This is a genomic window from Sinomonas albida (assembly GCF_004919045.1).
In the GTDB taxonomy this organism is placed as follows: Bacteria; Actinomycetota; Actinomycetes; order Actinomycetales; family Micrococcaceae; genus Sinomonas; species Sinomonas albida.
The window spans coordinates 100,462-120,129 of record NZ_SWDW01000012.1; the positions used below are offsets into that span (position 1 = coordinate 100,462).

At 67.9% G+C, this 19,668-nt stretch carries 17 protein-coding genes and 1 pseudogene; 9 read left to right on the forward strand and 9 right to left on the reverse strand.

What is annotated here, in order from left to right:
• Positions 1-9: 9 nt before the first annotated feature.
• Positions 10-417 carry a LysR substrate-binding domain-containing protein gene (locus E6A26_RS17650; RefSeq protein ID WP_327407657.1) on the reverse strand — a complete coding sequence of 136 codons (408 nt, stop codon included), beginning with the start codon at positions 415-417 and terminating at the stop codon, positions 10-12.
• Positions 392-1,069 (reverse strand): annotated as a pseudogene (locus E6A26_RS18155) (LysR family transcriptional regulator); the annotation flags it as partial. The gene E6A26_RS17650 and the pseudogene E6A26_RS18155, both read right to left, overlap by 26 nt.
• Here E6A26_RS18155 and E6A26_RS13090 point away from each other — a divergent pair.
• From E6A26_RS13090 to E6A26_RS13100, 3 genes are all read left to right on the forward strand, one after another.
• Positions 969-2,012: a YeiH family protein gene (locus E6A26_RS13090; protein WP_136611636.1), complete on the forward strand. Its 1,044-nt coding sequence runs from the start codon at positions 969-971 to the stop codon at positions 2,010-2,012. The pseudogene E6A26_RS18155 and the gene E6A26_RS13090 sit on opposite strands and share 101 nt — an antisense overlap.
• Positions 2,013-2,098: 86 nt before the next feature.
• Entirely contained in the window at positions 2,099-3,604 is a 1,506-nt protein-coding gene (locus E6A26_RS13095) for an arylsulfotransferase family protein (RefSeq protein ID WP_136611637.1), read from the forward strand.
• Positions 3,605-3,671: 67 nt separating this feature from the next.
• On the forward strand, positions 3,672-4,595 hold the full coding sequence (locus tag E6A26_RS13100; protein ID WP_234865470.1) for a DMT family transporter: 924 nt from the start codon (positions 3,672-3,674) through the stop codon (positions 4,593-4,595).
• Here E6A26_RS13100 and E6A26_RS13105 read toward each other — a convergent pair.
• Together E6A26_RS13105 and E6A26_RS13110 are read right to left on the reverse strand one after the other, a co-directional pair.
• Complete coding sequence (locus E6A26_RS13105) at positions 4,592-5,683, reverse strand: Gfo/Idh/MocA family protein (RefSeq protein ID WP_234865472.1); 1,092 nt, start codon at positions 5,681-5,683, stop codon at positions 4,592-4,594. The two genes, E6A26_RS13100 and E6A26_RS13105, sit on opposite strands and share 4 nt — an antisense overlap.
• Positions 5,670-6,713 carry a squalene cyclase gene (locus tag E6A26_RS13110; protein WP_234865474.1) on the reverse strand — a complete coding sequence of 348 codons (1,044 nt, stop codon included), beginning with the start codon at positions 6,711-6,713 and terminating at the stop codon, positions 5,670-5,672. The genes E6A26_RS13105 and E6A26_RS13110 overlap by 14 nt, the downstream gene beginning before the upstream one ends.
• A 189-nt stretch (positions 6,714-6,902) precedes the next feature.
• Between E6A26_RS13110 and E6A26_RS13115 the strand changes: the two genes are divergently transcribed.
• The gene (locus E6A26_RS13115; RefSeq protein WP_136611640.1) at positions 6,903-9,287 is read left to right on the forward strand and encodes an ATP-binding cassette domain-containing protein; all 2,385 of its coding nucleotides are present in this window, start codon (positions 6,903-6,905) and stop codon (positions 9,285-9,287) included.
• Between the two features lie 246 nt (positions 9,288-9,533).
• Here the strand turns inward: E6A26_RS13115 and E6A26_RS13120 are convergent, their stop codons facing one another.
• Entirely contained in the window at positions 9,534-9,812 is a 279-nt protein-coding gene (locus tag E6A26_RS13120) for a DUF2277 domain-containing protein (protein ID WP_136611641.1), read from the reverse strand.
• 84 nt (positions 9,813-9,896) lie between these two features.
• Positions 9,897-10,451, reverse strand: a complete 555-nt coding sequence (locus tag E6A26_RS13125; protein ID WP_136611642.1) for a TetR/AcrR family transcriptional regulator — start codon at positions 10,449-10,451, stop codon at positions 9,897-9,899.
• Between the two features lie 37 nt (positions 10,452-10,488).
• Between E6A26_RS13125 and E6A26_RS13130 the strand changes: the two genes are divergently transcribed.
• Complete coding sequence (locus tag E6A26_RS13130; protein WP_136611643.1) at positions 10,489-11,202, forward strand: MBL fold metallo-hydrolase; 714 nt, start codon at positions 10,489-10,491, stop codon at positions 11,200-11,202.
• A gap of 104 nt (positions 11,203-11,306) precedes the next feature.
• On the opposite strand, the gene E6A26_RS13135 is transcribed toward E6A26_RS13130, so the two are convergent.
• Entirely contained in the window at positions 11,307-12,083 is a 777-nt protein-coding gene (locus tag E6A26_RS13135) for an isocitrate lyase/PEP mutase family protein (RefSeq protein WP_136611644.1), read from the reverse strand.
• Between the two features lie 388 nt (positions 12,084-12,471).
• Between E6A26_RS13135 and E6A26_RS13140 the strand changes: the two genes are divergently transcribed.
• The 4 genes from E6A26_RS13140 (at position 12,472) to E6A26_RS13155 (ending at position 16,557) form a co-directional block, all read left to right on the forward strand.
• Positions 12,472-13,578: a tyrosine-type recombinase/integrase gene (locus E6A26_RS13140; protein ID WP_136611645.1), complete on the forward strand. Its 1,107-nt coding sequence runs from the start codon at positions 12,472-12,474 to the stop codon at positions 13,576-13,578.
• On the forward strand, positions 13,575-13,913 hold the full coding sequence (locus E6A26_RS13145) for a helix-turn-helix domain-containing protein (protein WP_136611646.1): 339 nt from the start codon (positions 13,575-13,577) through the stop codon (positions 13,911-13,913). Before E6A26_RS13140 ends, E6A26_RS13145 begins: the two co-directional genes overlap by 4 nt.
• Positions 13,906-15,414, forward strand: coding sequence for a recombinase XerD (locus E6A26_RS13150; RefSeq protein WP_136611647.1), 1,509 nt, complete (start codon positions 13,906-13,908; stop codon positions 15,412-15,414). The genes E6A26_RS13145 and E6A26_RS13150 overlap by 8 nt, the downstream gene beginning before the upstream one ends.
• A 936-nt stretch (positions 15,415-16,350) precedes the next feature.
• Positions 16,351-16,557: a KTSC domain-containing protein gene (locus E6A26_RS13155; RefSeq protein WP_136611648.1), complete on the forward strand. Its 207-nt coding sequence runs from the start codon at positions 16,351-16,353 to the stop codon at positions 16,555-16,557.
• Positions 16,558-16,719: 162 nt separating this feature from the next.
• On the opposite strand, the gene E6A26_RS13160 is transcribed toward E6A26_RS13155, so the two are convergent.
• Both E6A26_RS13160 and E6A26_RS13165 read right to left on the reverse strand, forming a co-directional pair.
• Complete coding sequence (locus E6A26_RS13160; protein WP_136611649.1) at positions 16,720-17,184, reverse strand: phage tail protein; 465 nt, start codon at positions 17,182-17,184, stop codon at positions 16,720-16,722.
• A gap of 76 nt (positions 17,185-17,260) precedes the next feature.
• A complete protein-coding gene (locus E6A26_RS13165) occupies positions 17,261-19,591 on the reverse strand; it encodes a transglycosylase domain-containing protein (protein ID WP_136611650.1) in 2,331 nt (776 codons plus the stop codon).
• Positions 19,592-19,668: the final 77 nt, after the last annotated feature.

Sequence of the window (19,668 nt, forward strand, 5' to 3'; positions counted from 1 at the left end):
TACTGCGCGCTAGCCCGCGTGGGTGACGATGCCGAGGAAGTCCTCCGCCGATCGCGGAAGGGGTGCCGACGCAGACCACACCGCCCGCAGCACGCGCGCGAGCCGGAGCCCTGGCGTCCGCGCCTCGGAGAGTCGCCCGCTGCGCAGTGCGAGCTGAACCGCGAGCCGGCTCACGACTCCCGGGCCGAGTCCCGCGGCGACGCTCGCCGCGAGGGCCGCGTTGCTCCCCACCTCGAAGCGATGCCCGGCACCGTACGGCGCCAGCGCAAGGTCGGCAGTCTGCCGCGTCCCGGACCCCGGCTCCCGCACCACAAGCCCGGCCGCCGCGACCTCGTCGGGGGGGCACGTCGCCGTCGTTCGCCCACGGATGGTCCGGGCGCACGATGACCACGAGCTCGTCGCGGGCCACCTCGAGATAGCGGAAGCCGGTCTGCACCGTTGGGCCCTCGACGAAGCCCAGGTCTGCGGCGCCGGAGCGGAGACGGTCGAAGACCTCGTCGGAGTTGCCGACGTCGAGCGTGACGCTCATGCCGGGCAGGCGCTGCTGGGCCGCCGCGAGCCACTGCGGCATGAGGTGCTCGGCAACCGTCATGCTCGCGCACACGTGAAGGGTGCCCCTGTCCCGCTCGAGGGCGTCGACGGCGCGGGTCACGCTGTCCGCCGCCTCGAGGACCTCCGCCGCGAGGCCAGCGATGACTCGACCCCGATCAGTCAGCTCCGTGCCTCGGGGCGTGCGCCGCGCGAGGGCGAAGCCTGCCGAGGCCTCCATCTGCTCCAGGAGCCGCGACGCGTTCGGCTGGGCCATGCCCGTCTCCCGCGCGGCGGCACCGATGCTGCCCCGCGCCGCGAGCGCAGCAAGGAGACGGTAATGCCTCAGATCCCAGTCCCGAACAGCCATATCGCCAGCATATGACTCCATGCCGGATTGCCGTCTACTGCGCAGAGGCGGCGCACGGAAGCATGGAAGCATGGCAGCCCCAGAACACACGATCCCAGCGCCTCCGCGTCCCAGCTCGTCGGCCGCGAGCCATCTTGCGGGGTTCCGGAGTCTCGGGCCCGGGCTCGCCATCGCGGCGCTGGGGGCTGTGGCTGCCCTCGTGATCGCAGCGTTTGTCCCAGGTCTCAGCCCGCTGCTCGTGGGAATCGTGCTGGGCCTCGCGGCCCGCAACTTCGGCCTGCTCCCGGACCGTCTCGCGGCTGGCCTCGCAGTCGCCGCGCGGGTCCCGCTCCGGCTCGGGATCGTGGTGCTGGGCCTCCAGCTGTCTCTGCGCGACCTGGCGGCGCTCGGCTGGGGGATTCCGGTCCTCGCCGCAGCTGTCGTGGCGACTGGCATCGTGGCAACGATCGGGGTCGGGCGGGCCCTTGGAGTACCGGCGCGGCAGGCCCTGCTCATTGCGTGCGGCTTCTCCGTGTGCGGCGCGGCCGCCGTGGCGGGGGTGGAGTCGATCGTCGACGCCGACGAAGAGGAGACGGTCACCGCCGTGGCTCTTGTGGTCCTGTTCGGCACGGCCATGATCCCCGTTCTCCCGCTCCTCGCCGGCGTCTTCGGCCTCGCGCCGCACGTCGCGGCCATCTGGGCCGGCGCCTCCATCCACGAGGTCGCGCAGGTCGTCGCCGCCGGCGGGATCATCGGTGGAGGGGCGCTCGCGGTCGCCGTCACGGTCAAGCTCGCGCGCGTGCTCATGCTCGCGCCCGTTGCCGCCGTGCTCTCGTGGCGGCGCCGGCGCAGTGGCGCGCTTGCGGGCGCCAAGCGGCCGCCGATCGTTCCCCTCTTCGTGGTCGGCTTCCTGCTGATGGCGATACTGCGCAGCGCTGTGCCCGTGCCGACGGAGGTGCTCGGCGCGGCGTCGTGGGTCCAGAGCTTCCTGCTGACGACGGCGATGCTCGCCCTTGGTGCGGGCGTGCGGCTGGGCGTTCTGCTGCGGCGGGGCGGGCGGACGCTAGCCCTTGCCGCCTGCTCGACGGCGGTGGTCGGCGCCGTCGGCCTCGCCGGCGCGGCCCTCATCGGCTGAGCCACAAGCCGCTACCCGGGCCGCTCTCAGGGAACCTACAGTTAGGCGAATCCGCCGGCACAGGGTTCGTGTCTAGCCTCAGTTTCATGGGAAAGGTGAGCCGTCGGCGTTTTCTTCAGGGTGCGGGTCTTGCGGTCTTCGGGGCGGTGGCGGGCGCAGGAGTCGCGCGGTCCAGCATCTTCCCGCTCCCGCCGAGCGCCTCCGCGGCCACACCGAGCGCGACCCCCTCCGCCGGCGCGACGGCCGGCAGCCCGCCGCCGGACAGGACCTTCGTCAGCACGAAGCTGACGACGCCCCACGTCGACGTGTGGTCCTCGGGGGCGACCGCAGCCGGGCTCGTGTTCGCGGGACCCATGGGCCACGGCTCCAATGGGCTCATCATGGACAACGCCGGCCACCCGGTGTGGATGGAGCCGACGGGCGCGGGCGTCACCGACCTCAAGGTCCAGCAGTACCAGGGGAAACCGGTCCTCACCTACTGGAGCGGCAAGGGGATCGGCGGCCACGGCGAGGGCACGGGAATCGTCAAGGACACGAGCTACAGGACCATCGCCGAGGTCTCCGCGGGCGGCGGCCTCAGAGCGGACCTGCACGAATTCCGTCTCACGGCCAACGGCACCGCCCTCCTCACCGCCTACCCGACCGTGCAGGTCGACCTCTCCCCGCTGGGTGGGAGCACGAAGGACTACATGTACGACTGCCACGTCCAGGAGGTGGACGTGGCCACGGGGAGGGTCCTGTTCGACTGGAAGGCCTCGGACCAGATCCCGCTCGACGAGAGCTACGTCAAGCCCTCCGACGACTCCACGGCGGACGGAAGCACTGCGGCGAAGGCGTTCGACCGCTATCACGTCAACGCCGTCGATCTGCGCTCCGACGGATACCTCATCTCGTTCCGGCACACCCACACCATCTACCTCGTGAACACGTCGGGCGCGGTGGTGTGGCGGCTTGGCGGGAAGCAGAGCGACTTCGCCATCCCCGCCGAGGGCGCCTTCGCATGGCAGCACGACGTGCGGCAGCGGCCGGATGGGGTCATCAGCATGTTCGACAACCACTACAAGGACGGCACTGTCGGGACCTCACGCGGCCTGCTCCTCACGGTCGACGAGAAGAAGCGGACAGCGGCCGTCAAGCTTGAGCTCGCGAGGGGCGGGCACCGCGGCAATGCGATGGGGAACGTGCAGTTCCTCGACAACGGCCATTACTTCGTGGGCTGGGGCTCGGATCCGTCCGCGACCGAGTTCGACGCCGCGGGCAATGCCGTGTTCGAGGCCACGAGCATCGGTGGCGGTTCCTACCGCGTCTACAGGGAGGTGTGGACTGCCGCCCCGGACACCTTGCCGGACGTGGCCGTCCTCCCCGGGAACGGCTCGACGATGCAGGTCTACGCGAGCTGGAACGGCGCGACCGAGGTGGCGAGCTGGCGCTTCCTGACGAGCGACGACGCGGCCTCGCTCGCGGAGTCCGTCGTGGTCAAGCGCACGGGGTTCGAGACGACGGCCGCCGTCGCCACCGCACAGCATGTCGCCGCCGAGGCGCTCGACTCGACGGGCAAAGTGCTCGCGCGCTCCGCCGTCGTCAAGGCGTAGCCCGGCGAGGTGGGCGCCGGTCTGGCCTCGTGCTGGCCAACGGCACCCTGTGCCGTTAAATGGTGACGTGGTGGATTCCGGCGTCAACGATCGGAGCGAGGGCCACTCGCTCGGGATTGCGTGTGTCCTGCTCGCGTCCATCCTGTGGGGAACCACCGGGACTGCCTCCGCGCTCGCTGGATCGGTGAGTCCCCTCGCGATGGGGGCGGCGTCGATGGGTGTCGGCGGACTTCTCCTCGCGGCAACTTCGGCGCCGCAGATCGCCTCGAGCTCTCGGCTCCTTGCCGCCTCATGGCCGCTCGTCATCGTCGGCGGTGCCGCCGTCGCCCTGTACTCCGTGGCCTTCTACACTTCGATGCGCCTGGCTGGCGTGGCGATCGGTACGGCCGTCTCGATTGGCGGCGCTCCCGTGGCGTCCGCAGTGCTCGAGCGGTTCCTCGACGGCCGGCGGCTCACGCCGCAGTGGGCGGCGGGCGCGACCCTCGGCGTCGTCGGCGCGGTCCTGCTGAGCTTCGCTCGGGGAGGCGGCGGAGGAGGCGAGTCCGCCCAGACGGCGGCCGGCGTGCTCCTCGGCGTGCTCGCCGCCTCGACGTATGCGGGCTACTCATGGACGTCGCATCGGCTCATGCGCCTCGGCGTCCCGTCCCGCGCGTCGGTCGGGGCCACGTTCGCGGTCGCCGCGGTCGTCCTGCTGGCCGTGCTCGTCGGTGTGGGCCGGCCGTTCCTCGACTCGTGGACCAATCTCGCCGTCGGCGCCTACCTCGCGGCGGTGCCCATGTTCGTTGGCTATCTGCTGTTCGGCTGGGGCCTCAGCCGGGTCGCGTCGAGCACCGCCACGACCGTCTCGCTGGCCGAGCCCGTGGTCGCCGCGGTCTTGGCGGTCGTCGTCGTCGGCGAGCGCCTCCCATGGTTCGGCTGGGCCGGCATGGGTCTCATTGTCGCGTGCCTTGTGGCCCTGGCGCTGCCTGTACGCCGTAGGCCGGCCGGCTAGCTCAGCGACCAGGCCTCGGCCGCCGTCGTGACCATCGACTGCTCGGCAGCCGAGCGCTCGATCGCCAGGCCGAGCACGTGATCCTGCGCGGCCTCGGCAAGCGGATAGGGCGCCGGGCCGAATCCTCGGATCCACTCTGCGGTCGCGAGCAGGATCGAGGACATCGCGATGTCCTCGTCATTGAAACGGAGGCCGAAGAACGGATTGCGCCAGAGGACCTCGCCGTCGAGGCTCAGGTGCGCGGTGTCGAAGCCCTCGTGGTCGAGCTCGTAGCCCGATTGGTGGCGCTCGATGCGCGACTCCAGGATCGTCTCGGCGTCAACGATCCTCACGAGGCGATCGTTGCTGATTTCCCCCGTGCTGCCGCGCAGCACGAGGCGTCGGGAACGCAGGTGGTTGCGCGACTGGTTGTCCGTGAAGTCGTAGAGGGCGCTCCGCCCGCTCTCGAATTCGAGGGTGCCGATCGTGGTGGTCGCCATCCGCGGTTCGAGGTCATGCGTCCATCCGCCGCGGTCGCTCGGGTTGACCAGGGGTCCCGCGAACTTGCGCGCGCTCACAGTTGCCGGCTCGAAGCCCACGCCGAGGAACGATCTGATGATGCTCGCCGCGTGGTAGAGATGCGTCGAGGAGACCTGGACGGAGCTCAGCTCGCCGATGAGCCCACGACGCACGGCGGCAAGCCGGGCCGCGTGGGTGGGCATGTGCATGTACTGCTCGGCGACCTGGACGAGGCCTGACGGGCCCACCCGCTCCCACAGCCGCCGGAGCCCGCTCAGGTCTGGTGCCGGCGGGGTCTCGGAGAGAACCGCGACGCCCCGCGCGACAGCCGCCTCGATCTGGGCCGGATTGGCGTCCCAGCTCACGCTCGTGACCACGAATTCCGGGGCCGCCGCGCTGATAAGCTCATCGGCCGACGCGTAGACCGGGACGTTCCAGCGCTCGGCGACCTCGCGGCGCACCTCCTCGCGCCGCGCGACGACGCCGACGAGCTCGAGCTCGCGCGGGAATCGGCGCGCGAGCTGCAGGAAATACTGGCCCCGCCACGCGGCCCCGATGATGCCGACCCGGACCGGCTCAGAATTCTGCACTGGCGCTTCCTTCCCGCGCAGACGCCGCCGTAGCCGGCGACCCGGCCTGAGCGGCCTCCCGCGCCTCGTCCCACCAGGCCAGGGCCCGCGTGCCGTAGAAAGTGAGCCATTTGGAAGGTTCGCCGGGCTGGACATCGACCTCGAACCAGACCCGCCCGGGGTGACGCGCCTCCTGCAGCCAGGTGCCGTCCTCTCGGCGCGCCGACCGGATGACGTTGATGGCTTCCTCCACCCGTGGATCCGGCGCGGCGCCGCTGTAGAGCGAGGCAGCGCGGAAGTAGTCGACCGCATTGAGCGCGCTGTACTTCCAACGGAAGGGGTAGGCGAACGTCGTGACCCATGGTGCCACGAGCTCGCCCGTCGTCTGCCGGTGGAGAAGCCGGCGTCGCAAGAGGTATTCCTCGGCGCCTCGACGCGCCTCGCTCAGATCCGCGTTCCCGCCCGTGGCGGCCTCGAACGAGAGAATGCCCTTGAGCGCGTTGAGCGTCGAATGGAACGAGGAGCGCCTCGATCCCTCGACCCACTCGCAGTTCCACCCGCCCTCGTCCATCTGATGGTCAAGGAACCACTGGGCAATCGACGAGACGTCGGCGCCGAGCCATGCGCCGTTCGCGAGCGTGTAGGCGTTGATGCAGCAATCGACTTCGCCGCCCCAATACGGGAGGCCGTTGTAGTCCCACCGGCTGTTCGCGTCGAGCTTCTCGGCCGTGCCCGCGAGGAACGAGGGGTCGAGTCCCCACTCCCGAAGCGAGTTGAGCGTCCAGGTCGTGGCAGTCCAAGGCTGCCCGGCGCCGTCGGCCGCCTCCGGGCCATGGAAGTCGAAGTCCGCCGGGAAGAACGAGCCGCCCGCCCACTGGCCGTCCTGATCCTGAAGCGCGAGGAGCCGCGCTCCGAAGCCCTCGGAGGCAACGCGCCGTCGCGTCGCCGCCCACACCTCTTCCGGCGCGCCGAGGAGGTCGCGCTCCACCTGCCAGCGCAGCGCAGGATCCGAATCGATGAGCCAATCTGTGACGGAGGCAACCTCGACCATCTCCTCAGCCTACCGGCCCGGGCGCAGCGAAACGGCGAGCCAGTCAGGATTCAAGAAGCCCCACCTCAGTACCTGCGCCTAGCATGATCGCGTAGGGGTGCCCGAACCCGTGCTGGCCTAGGCTGACCAGGTCGGGCTGGCGGCCCTGAAGACCGCGAGGGCCGTCCGGCCCCGGCAGAGGGAGAGACGATGAGCATGGCCACGAGTGCGGACGCCAAGCGGACCACGCCGCACGTCGCCGACAGCCACGACCTGATCCGAGTGCACGGCGCACGTGAGAACAACCTCAAAGACGTCAGCATCGAGATTCCGAAGCGCCGGCTCACGGTGTTCACCGGCGTCTCGGGCTCTGGGAAGAGCTCGCTGGTCTTCGACACGATCGCCGCCGAGTCCCAGCGCATGATCAACGAGACCTACAGCGCGTTCCTCCAGGGGTTCATGCCGTCCCTCGCGAGGCCCGACGTCGACGTCCTCGAAGGCCTGACGACGGCGATCATCGTGGACCAGGAGCGGATGGGCGCCAACGCCCGCTCTACGGTCGGCACCGTGACCGACGCCAACGCCATCCTGCGGGTGCTCTTCAGCCGCCTCGGCTCGCCGTATGTCGGCCCCCCGACGGCCTTCTCGTTCAACGTCCCGACGCGCAAGGCCAGTGGGGTCATGACGAGCGCGACGGGGGAGAAGACGATCGTGCGCGAGGCCATCTACCACGGAGGCATGTGCCCGCGGTGCGAGGGGCGGGGCACGGTCTCCGACATCGATCTCACGCAGCTCTACGACGAGACGAAGTCCCTCAACGAAGGTGCGATCCTGGTTCCCGGCTACACCGCCGACGGTTGGATGGTCCGCACGTTCAGCGAGTCCGGCTTCGTCGACCCAGACAAGCCGATCCGCGACTACACGGAGAAAGAGCTCCGCGAGTTCCTCCACAAGGAGCCGACCAAGATCAGGGCGAAGGGGATCAACGTCACCTACGAGGGACTGATCCCCAAGATCCGCAAGTCGATGCTGAGCAAGGACATCGACGCGCTTCAGCCACACATCCGGGCTTTCGTGGAGCGTCTCGCGACGTTCGCGACGTGCCCCGAGTGCGGGGGCACGCGGCTCAGCGAGGGGGCTCGTTCGTCGAAGATTGACGGCATCACCATCGCGGACGCCTGCACGATGCAGATCACGGACCTTGCCGCGTGGATCCGCGGGCTCAGGGAGCCCTCGGTGGCTCCGCTCCTCAACGCCCTCGGGGAGAACCTCGACGCGTTCGTCGAGCTCGGGCTCGGATACCTTTCGCTGGACCGTCCGTCCGGGACGCTTTCGGGTGGTGAGTCGCAGCGCATCAAGATGCTCCGCCACCTGGGCTCGTCGCTCACCGACGTGACCTACGTCTTCGACGAGCCGACCATCGGGCTGCATCCCCATGACATCCAGCGGATGAACGAGCTGCTGCTTCGCCTGCGGGACAAGGGCAACACGGTGCTCGTCGTCGAGCACAAGCCGGAGATGATCGCCATCGCCGACCACGTCGTCGACCTCGGCCCCGGGGCCGGCTCGGGCGGCGGCACGATCTGCTTCGAAGGAACGGTCGACGGTCTGCGGGGAAGCGACACCATCACGGGCCGGCACATCGAGGACCGCGTCTCCGTGAAGGAAGCCGTCCGCACGCCGACCGGGAACCTCGCGGTGCGCGGAGCGAGCACCCACAATCTGCAGGCGGTCGACGTCGACATTCCCCTTGGCGTGCTCGTCGCGGTGACGGGGGTGGCTGGCTCGGGCAAGAGCTCGCTCATCCACGGGTCCGTCTCGAAGCGCGAAGGCGTCGTCGCGATCGACCAGACAGCAATCCGCGGGTCGCGGCGAAGCAACCCGGCGACGTACACGGGTCTGCTCGAGCCCATCCGGAAGGCGTTTGCGAAGGCCAACGCCGTCAAGCCTGCGCTCTTTTCGGCCAACTCGGAAGGCGCCTGCCCCACATGTAACGGCAACGGCATGATCTTTACCGAGCTTGGCTTCATGGAGACGGTGGCGACCCCGTGCGAGGACTGCGGCGGCAAGCGCTTCCAGGCCGAGGTGCTCGAGCTTCGCTTCGGCGGTCTGAACATCGCGGAGGTGCTCGACCTGCCGGTCTCCGAGGCGCATGCGTTCTTCTCCAAGGGCGAGGCGAAGACGGCCGCCGCCGCCGCGATCCTCGCGCGGATGGAGGACGTGGGGCTCGGCTACGTGAGTCTCGGCCAGCCCCTGACCACTCTCTCCGGCGGCGAGCGGCAGCGGCTCAAGCTGGCCAACCAGATGGGCGAGCAGGGCGGGGTCTACGTGCTCGACGAGCCGACGAGCGGCCTCCACCTCGCGGACGTCGAGCAGCTGCTCGGCATGCTTGACCGGCTCGTCGATTCCGGGAAGTCCGTCATCGTGATCGAGCACCACCAGGCGGTCATGGCGCATGCCGACTGGATCATCGATCTTGGTCCCGGCGCCGGGCACGACGGCGGCCGGATCGTCTTCGAGGGCACGCCGGCCGAGCTTGTTGCCGCGAAGTCGACGCTGACGGGGGAGCACCTGGCCGCCTACGTGGGCGCCTGACGCGATCCGCGGCGGGCGATGGTGGTACTTGCAGCCGCCCGCGAGGATGATGGAAGTGCTTGAGAGGCGTGCGTGCGCCCGGGAGTCGGTACCAAGTCCACCGGCTACCGGGCGCTGGCTGTCTCCGCGGCCCGCGAGACGGATCCCTTCATCACCCCGAGAAGTCCAGCGAGCCGGCGAGGAATTCTGTGCGCCCGGCGTCGTGGGGGAGTGGCCTGCGTGAAGGGAACCCCTGCCTGAAGGGAACTAGGCCGTGGCGTAGCGCCCCGAGCGCACGGCTCGAGCGTGGGCCTTTGCTGCTTCTTCCTCGCGGTTCTTCGGCGGCGTCGTGGCGACCAGGTCGTCGAGGAGGTGCTGCGTGATGTGCGCGATCTCGTGCACAGCTTGCTCGAACGCCGCTTGGTTCGCCTTCGACGGTTTCGTGGTGCCCGCAATCTTGCGCACGTACTGCAGGGCGGCTGCGTGGACCTCGTCCGAGGTTGCTGCTGGCTCGAAGTTATGGAGCGTGTGAATGTTCCGGCACATGCTCCGACGATACGCCGCGCTGGGGGATCGGTCTTCCTGAATCGGGTCCTCCCGAATGGGCGAAGCGGTGCCGGAGGTCAGCCGTCACAGGGCTCGGACGACTCGATCGAGGCCCCAGGCCCAGGCGCGGTCGACGTCCCCGCCCATCTGGAAGGACTCGGCCAGCTCCATCGTGATGAAGCCGTTGGCCCACGCGGTGACGAGCCGCGCGGCATCGAGTGCATGCTGGTCACCGACGAGTGCCGAGCAGGCCGAGAGAATGGGGGCGACGGCGCGATCACGGGCCGCGCGGGTGGGCTCACTCGCTTCCTGCGCGAGCCCGAACACGAGCCCGTAGCTCTCCGGTCTTTCGTGGCCGAAGGAGCGCAGGGCTGTTGCGGCGCACGCCAGCTGCTCGCGCGGGTCTTCGATGCCATTGATTGCGTCCCGCAGTTCACGAGCCAGGTCCTCGATGACCGACCCGACCACGAGGTCGACGAGTTCGCCGCGGTTGCGCACTCGCTTGTAGAGCGACGGCGCTCTGACTCCGACCCGTTCAGCGACGGCCTGCATGGTGAGCCCGCCCAGGCCGCGTCGTTCCACGAGTTCACGTCCGGCCGCCACGATGGCCCCTTGGGTGGTCTTTTCTGGAGCGGGCATCTTGACCTCCTATCGATGGCTAACTATCGTAGCCTTCATGGAACTCGCCGCGCAACTTCGCCGCATCGGCAACGACATCGTCGCTGCCCACCTCATCGTCGCCGACGACGGCATAACTCTCGTCGACGCAGGTCTGCCCGGGCACTACCGGGACCTCATGAATGAACTGAAGGCAATTGGGCGCCCGATCACCGATATCAAGGGAATCGTCCTCACCCACGGCGACAGCGACCACATCGGGTTCGCCGAACGCCTGAGGAGCGAGCTCAACATCCCGGTCTACATCGGCGCAGAAGACGCTGACCGGGCGAAGGGTGCCAAGCCGCCAGCCACGCCAAAGGATCCACGGCGGCTCGGCCCGACGATTCGGTTCTTCGCTTACGCGATCTCCAAGGGCGCCCTGCGCATCCCGCCGCTGCGGGAGGTCTTGCCGGTCCACGACGGCGACGTCCTGCCGCTGCCCGGTTCGCCGCGGATCGTCGCCATGCCGGGCCATTCGCCCGGAAGTGTCGCCGTCTACTTTCCGGCCGTACGTGCGGTGTTCGTCGGCGACGAGCTGACCACGCGCCACGTTCTGACGGGCGTGGAAGGCCCCCAGCCGGCGCCGTTCACCGACGATCAGGCGGGATCGTCGTCGTCGATCGAGAAGTTGGCCGGACTGGATGTCGACTGGATCATTCCTGGCCACGGCGCACCATGGCGCGGTGACGCGCCGTCGCTCATCGCCGCGTACCGCGCCGCGGAGATCTAGCGAGCTCTGGTCTCCAAGCGGTGAACGAGGTACATCATGTACGACGACGACAGCGGGGGAGTCTGACTCATCCCTCACGGGTTCACGAGGGACCTATGCAGTGGTCAGTCTGAATCCGCGCGCAGCGCGAAGTCGAGGAGTCGCTGCTGCGACTCGGCATAGGACGTCGCGGAAGGGATGTCGCGACCGTCTCGGAGTGCCGTGGCGACATTTACCGCGGCGTCGATGGCGGCACGGTACGGCAGTGACCCGGTGCTGACCCGCCGCACGCCGAGGTTCCACAGATCAATCAGGGTCAGGCCTGATACGGCCAGCACGTTGACCGGAAGCTGGATGGCCGCGGTCAGCTGCTCCAATGTCGCGGGGTCTGCAGCACCGGGCAGGAAGATGCAATCGGCGCCCGCATCTGCGTACGCCTTCGCCCGATCCAGGACAGCACCGACAGTGTCGTCCTCGTGAAACCAGTAGGAGTCCACTCGGGCGTTGACGAACACGTCCGGGGCGGCCTGTTTGATCGCGCGAATCTTCGCGGCCGGGATCGCTGGGTCGACAAGTCGGCCGCCAGCGGAATCCTCAATATTCACGCCGTCTGGGCTGAGCCCAGCGACGAGTGCGGCGACCTCAGCCGGGTCGTCACTGTACCCGTTCTCGATGTCGGCGGAAATGTAGGTGGGCAAGGCCCGGAGCTGCTCGACCAACGCGGCGGTCGCATCTCGGCTCGCGCCCTCGGCGTCGGGGCGCCCGCTCGCCGCATTCACGCCGAAACTCGTCGTGCCGATTGCCGGGAAGCCTGCCGCGGCGAACGCTATCGCCGAGCCGACGTCCCAGGCGTTGGGTAGCAGCAGTGGGCTGTCCTGGAAGTGCAGATCACGGAACGTCATGAGTGGGCTCCTTCCCGCGATGGCAGGCTAACACCGAGCCGACCAACCGGCAGAGAGTGTTATTCGTGAGACTGTGGCGCGCTGCTCCGAACCGTCCTGGTCAATCGCCGATAATCTGCATTATGTCAAGTAACAGTCTGCGTATTTCATCTGATGAATCACGCGGCCCCCTCGCCCAGTGCTGACGCGGACCGGGCGTTGGACGCCCGGATCTGCGCGGATCGGAGCCCGGTCCCGCCCCTGATCCCCGACTCGGAACGGCTTCCGCACGAGGGCGGGCTGCGGCGTGGTTCGGCTCGAGAACCGGCCTCTGACGTGGGAATTTGCCTTGATGTTGCATCTGATGAATCATTGATTCGTTTGTTGAGCGGAGTCTGGAGGCGGAAAATTGGGTGTGGACCGGTCGGGCCGGGTGCTGGTCGTGGCGGGGTCGGTCCCGCTGCTGCACCCCGAGCAGCACACCTTCAAGGAGATGCTGGACGGGTGGCGCAACCAGCAGCTCTCGCGCAACCTCCAGTTCGACACGATCGCCCAGCGGATCCGCTACGTGCGCCGGTTCGTGGGCCACATGAACGAGTTCCCGTGGAACTGGACGCCGGCCCATGTCGAGGAGTACTTCGGCGACCTGCGCTCGATCAAGCGCCTCTCGCACTCCTCGGTCCGGGCCCAGCAGTCCGCCCTGAGGGCGTTCACCTCCTACATCGCCAACCCCGACTACGGCTGGGACCGGCGCTGCGAGGAGCTCTTCGGCACCCACCCGGCCCAGGTGTTCTTCGAGTGGAACACCGCCCCGCACGTGCAGGAGTTCGAGGGCAGGCCTGCGAAGCGCCCCTTCACGCGACGGGAGCTGCAGATGCTCTTCGACCACGCCGACGACGAGGTCGAACGCGCCGCCGCCTCCGGGAACAAGGGATGGCAGTCGGCCTACCGGGACGCGGTCATGCTCAAGGCCGCCTACTCCTACGGCCTGCGGTTCAACGAGCTGCGGCACCTGCAGGCCGTGGACTTCGCCACCAACCCCCACGCCCGCCGGTTCGGGAAGTTCGGGGTCTGCAAGGTCCGCTTCGGCAAGTCCCGCAGGGCCTCCCCTCCCAAGCCCCGCAGCGTGCTGACGGTCTTCGACTGGACCCCCGGGATCTTCGAGGACTGGCTCGCCAACGGCCGCGGCACCCTCGATACGCTCGACCTGTTCCCCAGCGAACGCGGCGGACTTATCTCGGAGTCCACCCTGCTGCGGCGGCTGCGCCGCTACGTCGACGAGCTCGGGATCCCCGCCGACGGCCTGGACCTGCATTCTCTGCGGAGGTCGTATGCGACCCATCTTCTCGAGGATGGATGGGATCCTAGGTTCGTGCAGTATCAGATAGGCCACGAGCATGCCTCCACCACCGGCATCTACCAGTTCGTCAGCGACGACTTCCGCGCCAAGACCCTGCGGGCCGGGCTCGAGCGGACCGTCGAGGAAGCCCTCGGGAACCCGGGAGGCACTTGGTGAAGCGGCAGGTAGAGTACCGCTGGCGGCTCGCGGAGCTGATGGCCGCCCGCGGCCTGCACAACACCACCGACCTCATCCCGCTGCTCGCCGAGCGCGGGATCGTCCTCTCGCGCCCCCAGGTCTACCGGCTCGTGAACCAGAAGCCCGAACGCGTCGCCCTGCAGCTGATCTCCGCGATCTGCGACATCTTCTCCTGCGGCCCAGAGGACCTCATCACCGTCACCGCAGCGGACGTGAAGGCCCGCAGGACCGGGACCGCCAGCTCCCCCAACGTCGTCGACCTCAACCGCGCCGCCCGCCCACGCCGCGCCCGCATCATCGACGACAGTGAGTGAACCCGCAGGCCTCAGCCCACGCAACACCACCCGCGGCCGGCCCCGCACCACAGGCACCGATGTCTGCGCCCGCTGCCGCCGCAGCGCCGGCAAAGCCCGGGCGAGGTGGCCGGAGGGAAAAGTCTGCGGCCCCTGCTTCACCGTCGCCACCCGAACCCACGGCGCCTGCCCCGACTGCGCCCAGCACCGCCTCCTCCCCGGCCCGCCCCACCCCGAGGGCGGACCCCGCTGCGCCGAATGCGCCGACATCCCCCACGACTTCCGCTGCTCCCGCTGCGGGAACGAGGGCGAGTCCTACCGGCGCGGAACCTGCGCCCGCTGCGCCCTCCGCGACGACCTCACGGCCATGCTCCTCGCCGATCCCGCGGACCCGGTGGCGATAGGCCGACTCGTCGACGTCCTCTGCAAGGCCGAGCGCCCGGAGAGCATCATCACCTGGAAGCGCTCCCCCACAGTCCAGACGCTCCTGGCCGCCATCTCGACCGGGAATACCCCGCTGACCCACGAAGGCCTCGACGACCACATCCAGACGGCCGGGCGCGCCGTCGACCACCTCAGGGCCCTCCTGGTCCACCACGGCCTCCTTCCCTACCGGGACCCGTATCTGGCCCGCTTCGAGATATGGATCGAGGACAAGCTCCGTCCCCTGGCGCCCGAGGTCGCCAGACCCGTCGAGCACTTCGCCAAATGGCACCACCTCAAGCGCATCCGATCCACCGCCACGCCGGACGCCCCCGCACGGGGCCCGGTCCACTCCGCCAAGCAGGAGATCACCGAGACCGCCAAGTTCCTCCAATGGCTCTGGGACACCCACGAGCGCACCGCCGCGACCTGCACCCAGCAGGACGTGGACGAATGGAGGGCAGACGGCCCCACCACGCGCAAGCAGATCCGGACCTTCTTCGTCTTCGCCCGCAACACCAGGCTCAACACCAGCGTCGAGGTCGGCCACTACACCGCCCGGACACGCCCCACCCTCGCCCAGGACCAGCGGCTCGCCTGGCTCCGGGAACTCCTCACCGGCGGCAGCGAATCCCGCCCCTACCGCGTCGCAGGCATCCTGCTCCTGCTCTACGCCCAGCCCCTCGTCCGCGTCGCAGCTCTCCGCACCGACGCGATCAGCATCGACCCGGCCACGGCCCAGACCGCCATCGCCTTCGGAGCCCGTCCCGTCCCCGTCCCGGCACCGTTCGCCGAACTGCTCCTGGACCACCTGAAGGCTCGGCCCAACCTCCGCACCGGCGTCGCCGAGAGCCCATGGCTCTTCCCCGGAACCCGCGCCGGCCACCACCTGCACCCGAACAGCATCATGGACCGGCTCCGCTCCCTCGGCATCCAGCTCACGGGCGCCCGCAACCGGGCACTCGACGACCTCGTCACCCAAATGCCTCCGCCACTGGTCGCCGACGCACTCGGCTACAGCTACCAAGTCGCGTTCCTCCACGCCAACGCCGCGGCAGAGCCATGGGCGCGTTATGCCGATATCAGCCGTCAACGGTAGGGCGTGAGGGATGAGGGACCACGGGAACGATGGATTCGTTCATCGGCTACTGCTTCCTTGCTCCATGCCTGCTCGGGTCCGTACATCTGCCCAACCCGCCAGAATATTCCCCATCTGGGGACGACACCCGGCCGCGACACGCCGAAGAGTAAAAGACGTTGAAGAAATTTTCTGACGACACTCGACGTCCCGTGCGAGTCGAGGAGGGCCCGACGAACGGCGTGATTTCGCGGTTTTCGGGGTTTGCATCCTGTGCGGCTGGCTTGGGCCGAGTGCCGAGTGAATGACAGGCCTGTAATACATCATCTTGGGGCCCGCATCGGGGCAGATCACAACATGTAGTATCGGATTCACCGAGGCTAGGCCGGGAAAGAGAAAGCCCCAAGAACGTCCTTGCCGAGATGGCGAACGTGTCCGGGGGCCTTCAATATCCTTTGGCGGGGATGTTGGGAGCTTACCTCCGCGGGTGGCCTGAGCCAAAGCTCGGGTGCCGGACACGCCGTCAGTTTTCGTAATCGAACTGGACGGAGAACTACACAGTGCGTGCCCGTTTCAAGCCCGGACATAAGTGTCCGGCAACCACCAGGTATCACATCCTCTACCCGAACGGTCGGCATACCGGTTGGTCCCGCCTCGTTTGCGCGGAGTCTCCTTTCCCCCGGCGCCTGGGCCGGGCATGAGCTACGAGAAGGCCACCCCCTAGTGCGTTAGCCACGGGCGGCGGTTCTTGCCGTGCGGTGAGACCGCCGCCTACGAGCCTTCAAACCACGGATGAGTCGCCGGAGTCCCGATTCCCTGCTTACGCCGGGCGGGGCTGGGCATCACGCTGCTGCTTGGCCGATGGCCCTTTTCGTCCATCAGGTCGAGGGATCTAAGCCTCGGCAGGGACCTCGTCCGCAGTTATCAACCAAGTTACATCCAGCAAAGGACTGAATCATGACCATGACCCCAGTTGTCTCGACCAACGTAGAGCGGGTCGGCTACGACGAGGTCGCCCAGATTCTTCGGGTCGAGTTCCGCAGCGGTGGCATCTACGACTATCACGGAGTTGCCCGTTGGCTGTTCGACGAGATGTTAAGCCCATATCCGTGGCGCCGCGTCGGTCGCATCGTAATGGCACACCGTTGCTACCGAATCGGTTGACGGGTTGCTGACTGTGTCAGGAGCGGAAGAATACGCCCGATCCTGATACGCAGGGGTGCCAGTAGAAGAGATCTGGGTGCCTCTGGGCCCCTAGACTCCGTGTCGACGGCTCCGATCATCTCTGTGCTCGACTGACGCCGTTGGCGTAGCCGCTTCCCCGCGTCAGTATTCGTTCTTGATCACGAAGAACGAGCCGCGGATGGTTCCTGCCAGCTTCGAGTTCTGCCTCGCGAACTTGAACTTGGTGGCGAGCTCCTCGGGGATCTCCATCCCATCGGACAGTTTGAACCCGGCCGCGCGCTTGCCGCCGTCGTCGATCGTGTACATGACGTTGATCGACAGGCCGTTCTGATAGAAGACATAGGCCATGCGGATGTTGTCCACCTGGAACGCGGTGGCCTCGAGGGGCGGGGACGAAATGACGATGTCCCGTTCTTCCTTGAGGATCCGGTGAACCCAGTCGACCGTCTCCTGCGCGTCGCTCGCGGGGTCCACGGTGAAGACGTGGTCGTACTTGTTCTTGAAATAGCGGGCTTCGTTCGCCCTGAGGCCCGCGAGTGCTGGCGCGACGGGCGACGATTCGAGACCGACCGTCGAGACGGTCGTGAAATCCACGGCGTAGGACACGTTGCACTCCAAATTCGGCTAGGTTGATGCGCTTTGCCTCAGCAGGAGGCTACCGCAGCCGCTTGCCGGGGACCGCCTATCCCCTGCCGTTCTTCTTCGTGGTCGCGGCCGGCGGAGTGGGACTGGGGCTAGATGGTGCCGCGGGTGTTGCAGGGGTCGTGCCCAGCTGAGTGCCGGGAGACGGAGTGGTGCCCTGCGACTGGTAGGAGGACGTCGAGCCTGAAATGAGGTTCTGGGGCGGCGCGTCGAAATCGCGGTGGTCGTAGAGGCCCGCAACCTGCTGCATGTACGCGGCCCACTGGGGGCCCGCGATGTAGGCGCCGTCGACGGAGTCATAGTGCTTGCCGTTGATCCAGACGTTCTGCCCCGGGTGGGCATCGCTGCCATTGAACGCGTCGCCGAAGAACGAAGCCGTCGCGAGGCCGCGCGTGTATCCGACCACCCACGTCTGGTTGTTGTACTGGTTGGTTCCGGTCTTGGCGGCCGCGGGAACGCCGAGCTTCTGCGGGATGAGCAGGCCGGAACCTTTAGTCAGGACGTCCTGGAGGACATTCGTGGCCGCCTTGGCGACGTCGGGGTTGAGCGCGTTCTGCTGGCACGACGGCGCCTGGCCGCCGATCTTCTGGCCTTGAGAATCGTCGACCTCGGAGATTGAAATCGGCGTGCAGTACGTGCCGTCGGCAGCGAACGTCGCGAACGCGTTCGCCATGGTGAGCGGCGCGACGTTCTGGCTGCCCAGGATGTTGCCGAGGACCGAGAGGTCGATCTTCTTGTTCCCACCGTCGCCGAGGTGGAGGCCCATCGCGTCGGCGGCGCGCTGGACGTCGCAGAAGTCGTTCAGCCCCGCGAGGGACGCGAAGGTCGCCGTGTTGATCGAGTTGTAGATGCCCTCCCGGACCGTCATCGGCCGGTAGTGCAGGTCGTCGTCGTTCTGCAGGTCGGTCGAGCCGGACACGGCGCTGTCGAACGATCCGCTCACGGGGCTGCACGTGGTCTTCCACGGATATCCGGGGGCATAGCGCCGCTTCGACGCGTCGACGATCTGGTTCGTCGGCTTGCCCTCGCTGAGCCACGCCGCGAGGGTCACCGGCTTCATGGTGGACCCAGGCTGCATTCCCCCGACCCCTCCGAGCGCGTTGCCGTTGGCGTCGGAGGTATCCACATTGAAGTTGTAGTCGGAGACGAAATCAGTCCCCTGCCCGGCGACCTTGCGCGAGTTCTGGGCCATCGCGATGATCTTGCCGGTGCCGGGCTGGACGGTCACCAGGGCCGTGCCCCACTTGTCCGGGTTCGTACCGGTTGTCGCATCCACCTGGGTCTGGGCCGGGCCCTGGAGGCGGGGGTCGAGGGTCGTCTTGATGGTCAGTCCGCCGGTCATGATCCTGTCGATGCGATCCTGTGTCGTCGTTCCGTAGGCCGGATCGTTCTCAATTTGATGGATCACGTAGTCGCAGCAGTAGGGGGCCTGTGATGCGTACTGGCAGCCCTGCTGGGGCGGGTTGAGCTTGAGCTGGAGCGGCGTCTTGACGGCGTCGTCGTGCTGCTGCTGGTTGATGTAGCCGTGCTGGAGCATCGCGTCGAGGACGAGGTTCCGGCGGGAGACAGCACGGTCGGGATACACCGAGGGGTCGTAGTAGCTCGGCCCGTTGACGAGCCCGGCGAGGAGCGCCGCCTGTGGCAGGCTGAGATCCTTCGCATCGACGGAGAAGAAGTACTGGCTCGCGGCCTGGATGCCGTACGCGTTGCCCGAGAACGGGACGATGTTGAGGTAGCCCTGAAGGATCTGGTCCTTGCTCATCTGCTTCTCCAAGCCGATGGCGAGCTTCATCTCGCGGAGCTTGTCGCTGACGCCCTTCTGCCCGTTGAAGACGAGATCCGCGCTCTTGCCCTCGGCCGCGAGATTCTCGTTGAGCGCGTTCGTGACGTACTGCTGCGTGAGGGTCGACGCACCCTGGTGGCCGCCATCGGCATTCGTGGTGAGCGCCCGGAGGATGCCCACGGGATCAACGCCCCCATGCTGGTAGAACCGGTAGTCCTCGATCGCAACAATCGCGTTCTTGATGCTCCCAGACATCTGGTCGAGCGGGACGTTCACGCGGTTCTCGGTGAACAGGGTCGCGATCTGGGACCCGTCGGCCGCGAGCACGCGCGTCACCTGGCTCGGCGGAGTCACCTTGAGCTCGCTCGGTAGGCCGTTGAAGAGCTGCGCCGAGCCGTTGGCGGCAGACTCACCCAGCGCGACTGCTGGAGTGATCAGGCCCGCCACGAGCACCCCGCACACCGCGCTAATGCCGAGGAAGGCAATGAGCTTTCCCCATCTGGTGCGGGTGTCGACGAGCCGTCCCCGGCGTCCCTGCCTAGCCGGTGCGAGGCGTGACGAGCGGGTGCCGTGGGGATCTCTGTGCATGGTCCCATCGTGAGCGGCGGATTCTAAGAACCCTCTAAGAATCCAGCCGCGGGAGGCGGACAACGCCCCGCCAGAAC

Bases quoted from the DNA above. Each gene is read 5' to 3' on its own strand.
- E6A26_RS13090 (WP_136611636.1), top strand. From the start codon at position 969: ATGGCAGCCCCAGAACACACGATCCCAGCGCCTCCGCGTCCCAGCTCG.
- E6A26_RS13095 (WP_136611637.1), top strand. From the start codon at position 2,099: ATGGGAAAGGTGAGCCGTCGGCGTTTTCTTCAGGGTGCGGGTCTTGCG.
- E6A26_RS13110 (WP_234865474.1), bottom strand. From the start codon at position 6,713: ATGGTCGAGGTTGCCTCCGTCACAGATTGGCTCATCGATTCGGATCCT.
- E6A26_RS13115 (WP_136611640.1), top strand. From the start codon at position 6,903: ATGAGCATGGCCACGAGTGCGGACGCCAAGCGGACCACGCCGCACGTC.
- E6A26_RS13120 (WP_136611641.1), bottom strand. From the start codon at position 9,812: ATGTGCCGGAACATTCACACGCTCCATAACTTCGAGCCAGCAGCAACC.
- E6A26_RS13125 (WP_136611642.1), bottom strand. From the start codon at position 10,451: ATGCCCGCTCCAGAAAAGACCACCCAAGGGGCCATCGTGGCGGCCGGA.
- E6A26_RS13130 (WP_136611643.1), top strand. From the start codon at position 10,489: ATGGAACTCGCCGCGCAACTTCGCCGCATCGGCAACGACATCGTCGCT.
- E6A26_RS13135 (WP_136611644.1), bottom strand. From the start codon at position 12,083: ATGACGTTCCGTGATCTGCACTTCCAGGACAGCCCACTGCTGCTACCC.
- E6A26_RS13155 (WP_136611648.1), top strand. From the start codon at position 16,351: ATGACCATGACCCCAGTTGTCTCGACCAACGTAGAGCGGGTCGGCTAC.
- E6A26_RS13165 (WP_136611650.1), bottom strand. From the start codon at position 19,591: ATGCACAGAGATCCCCACGGCACCCGCTCGTCACGCCTCGCACCGGCT.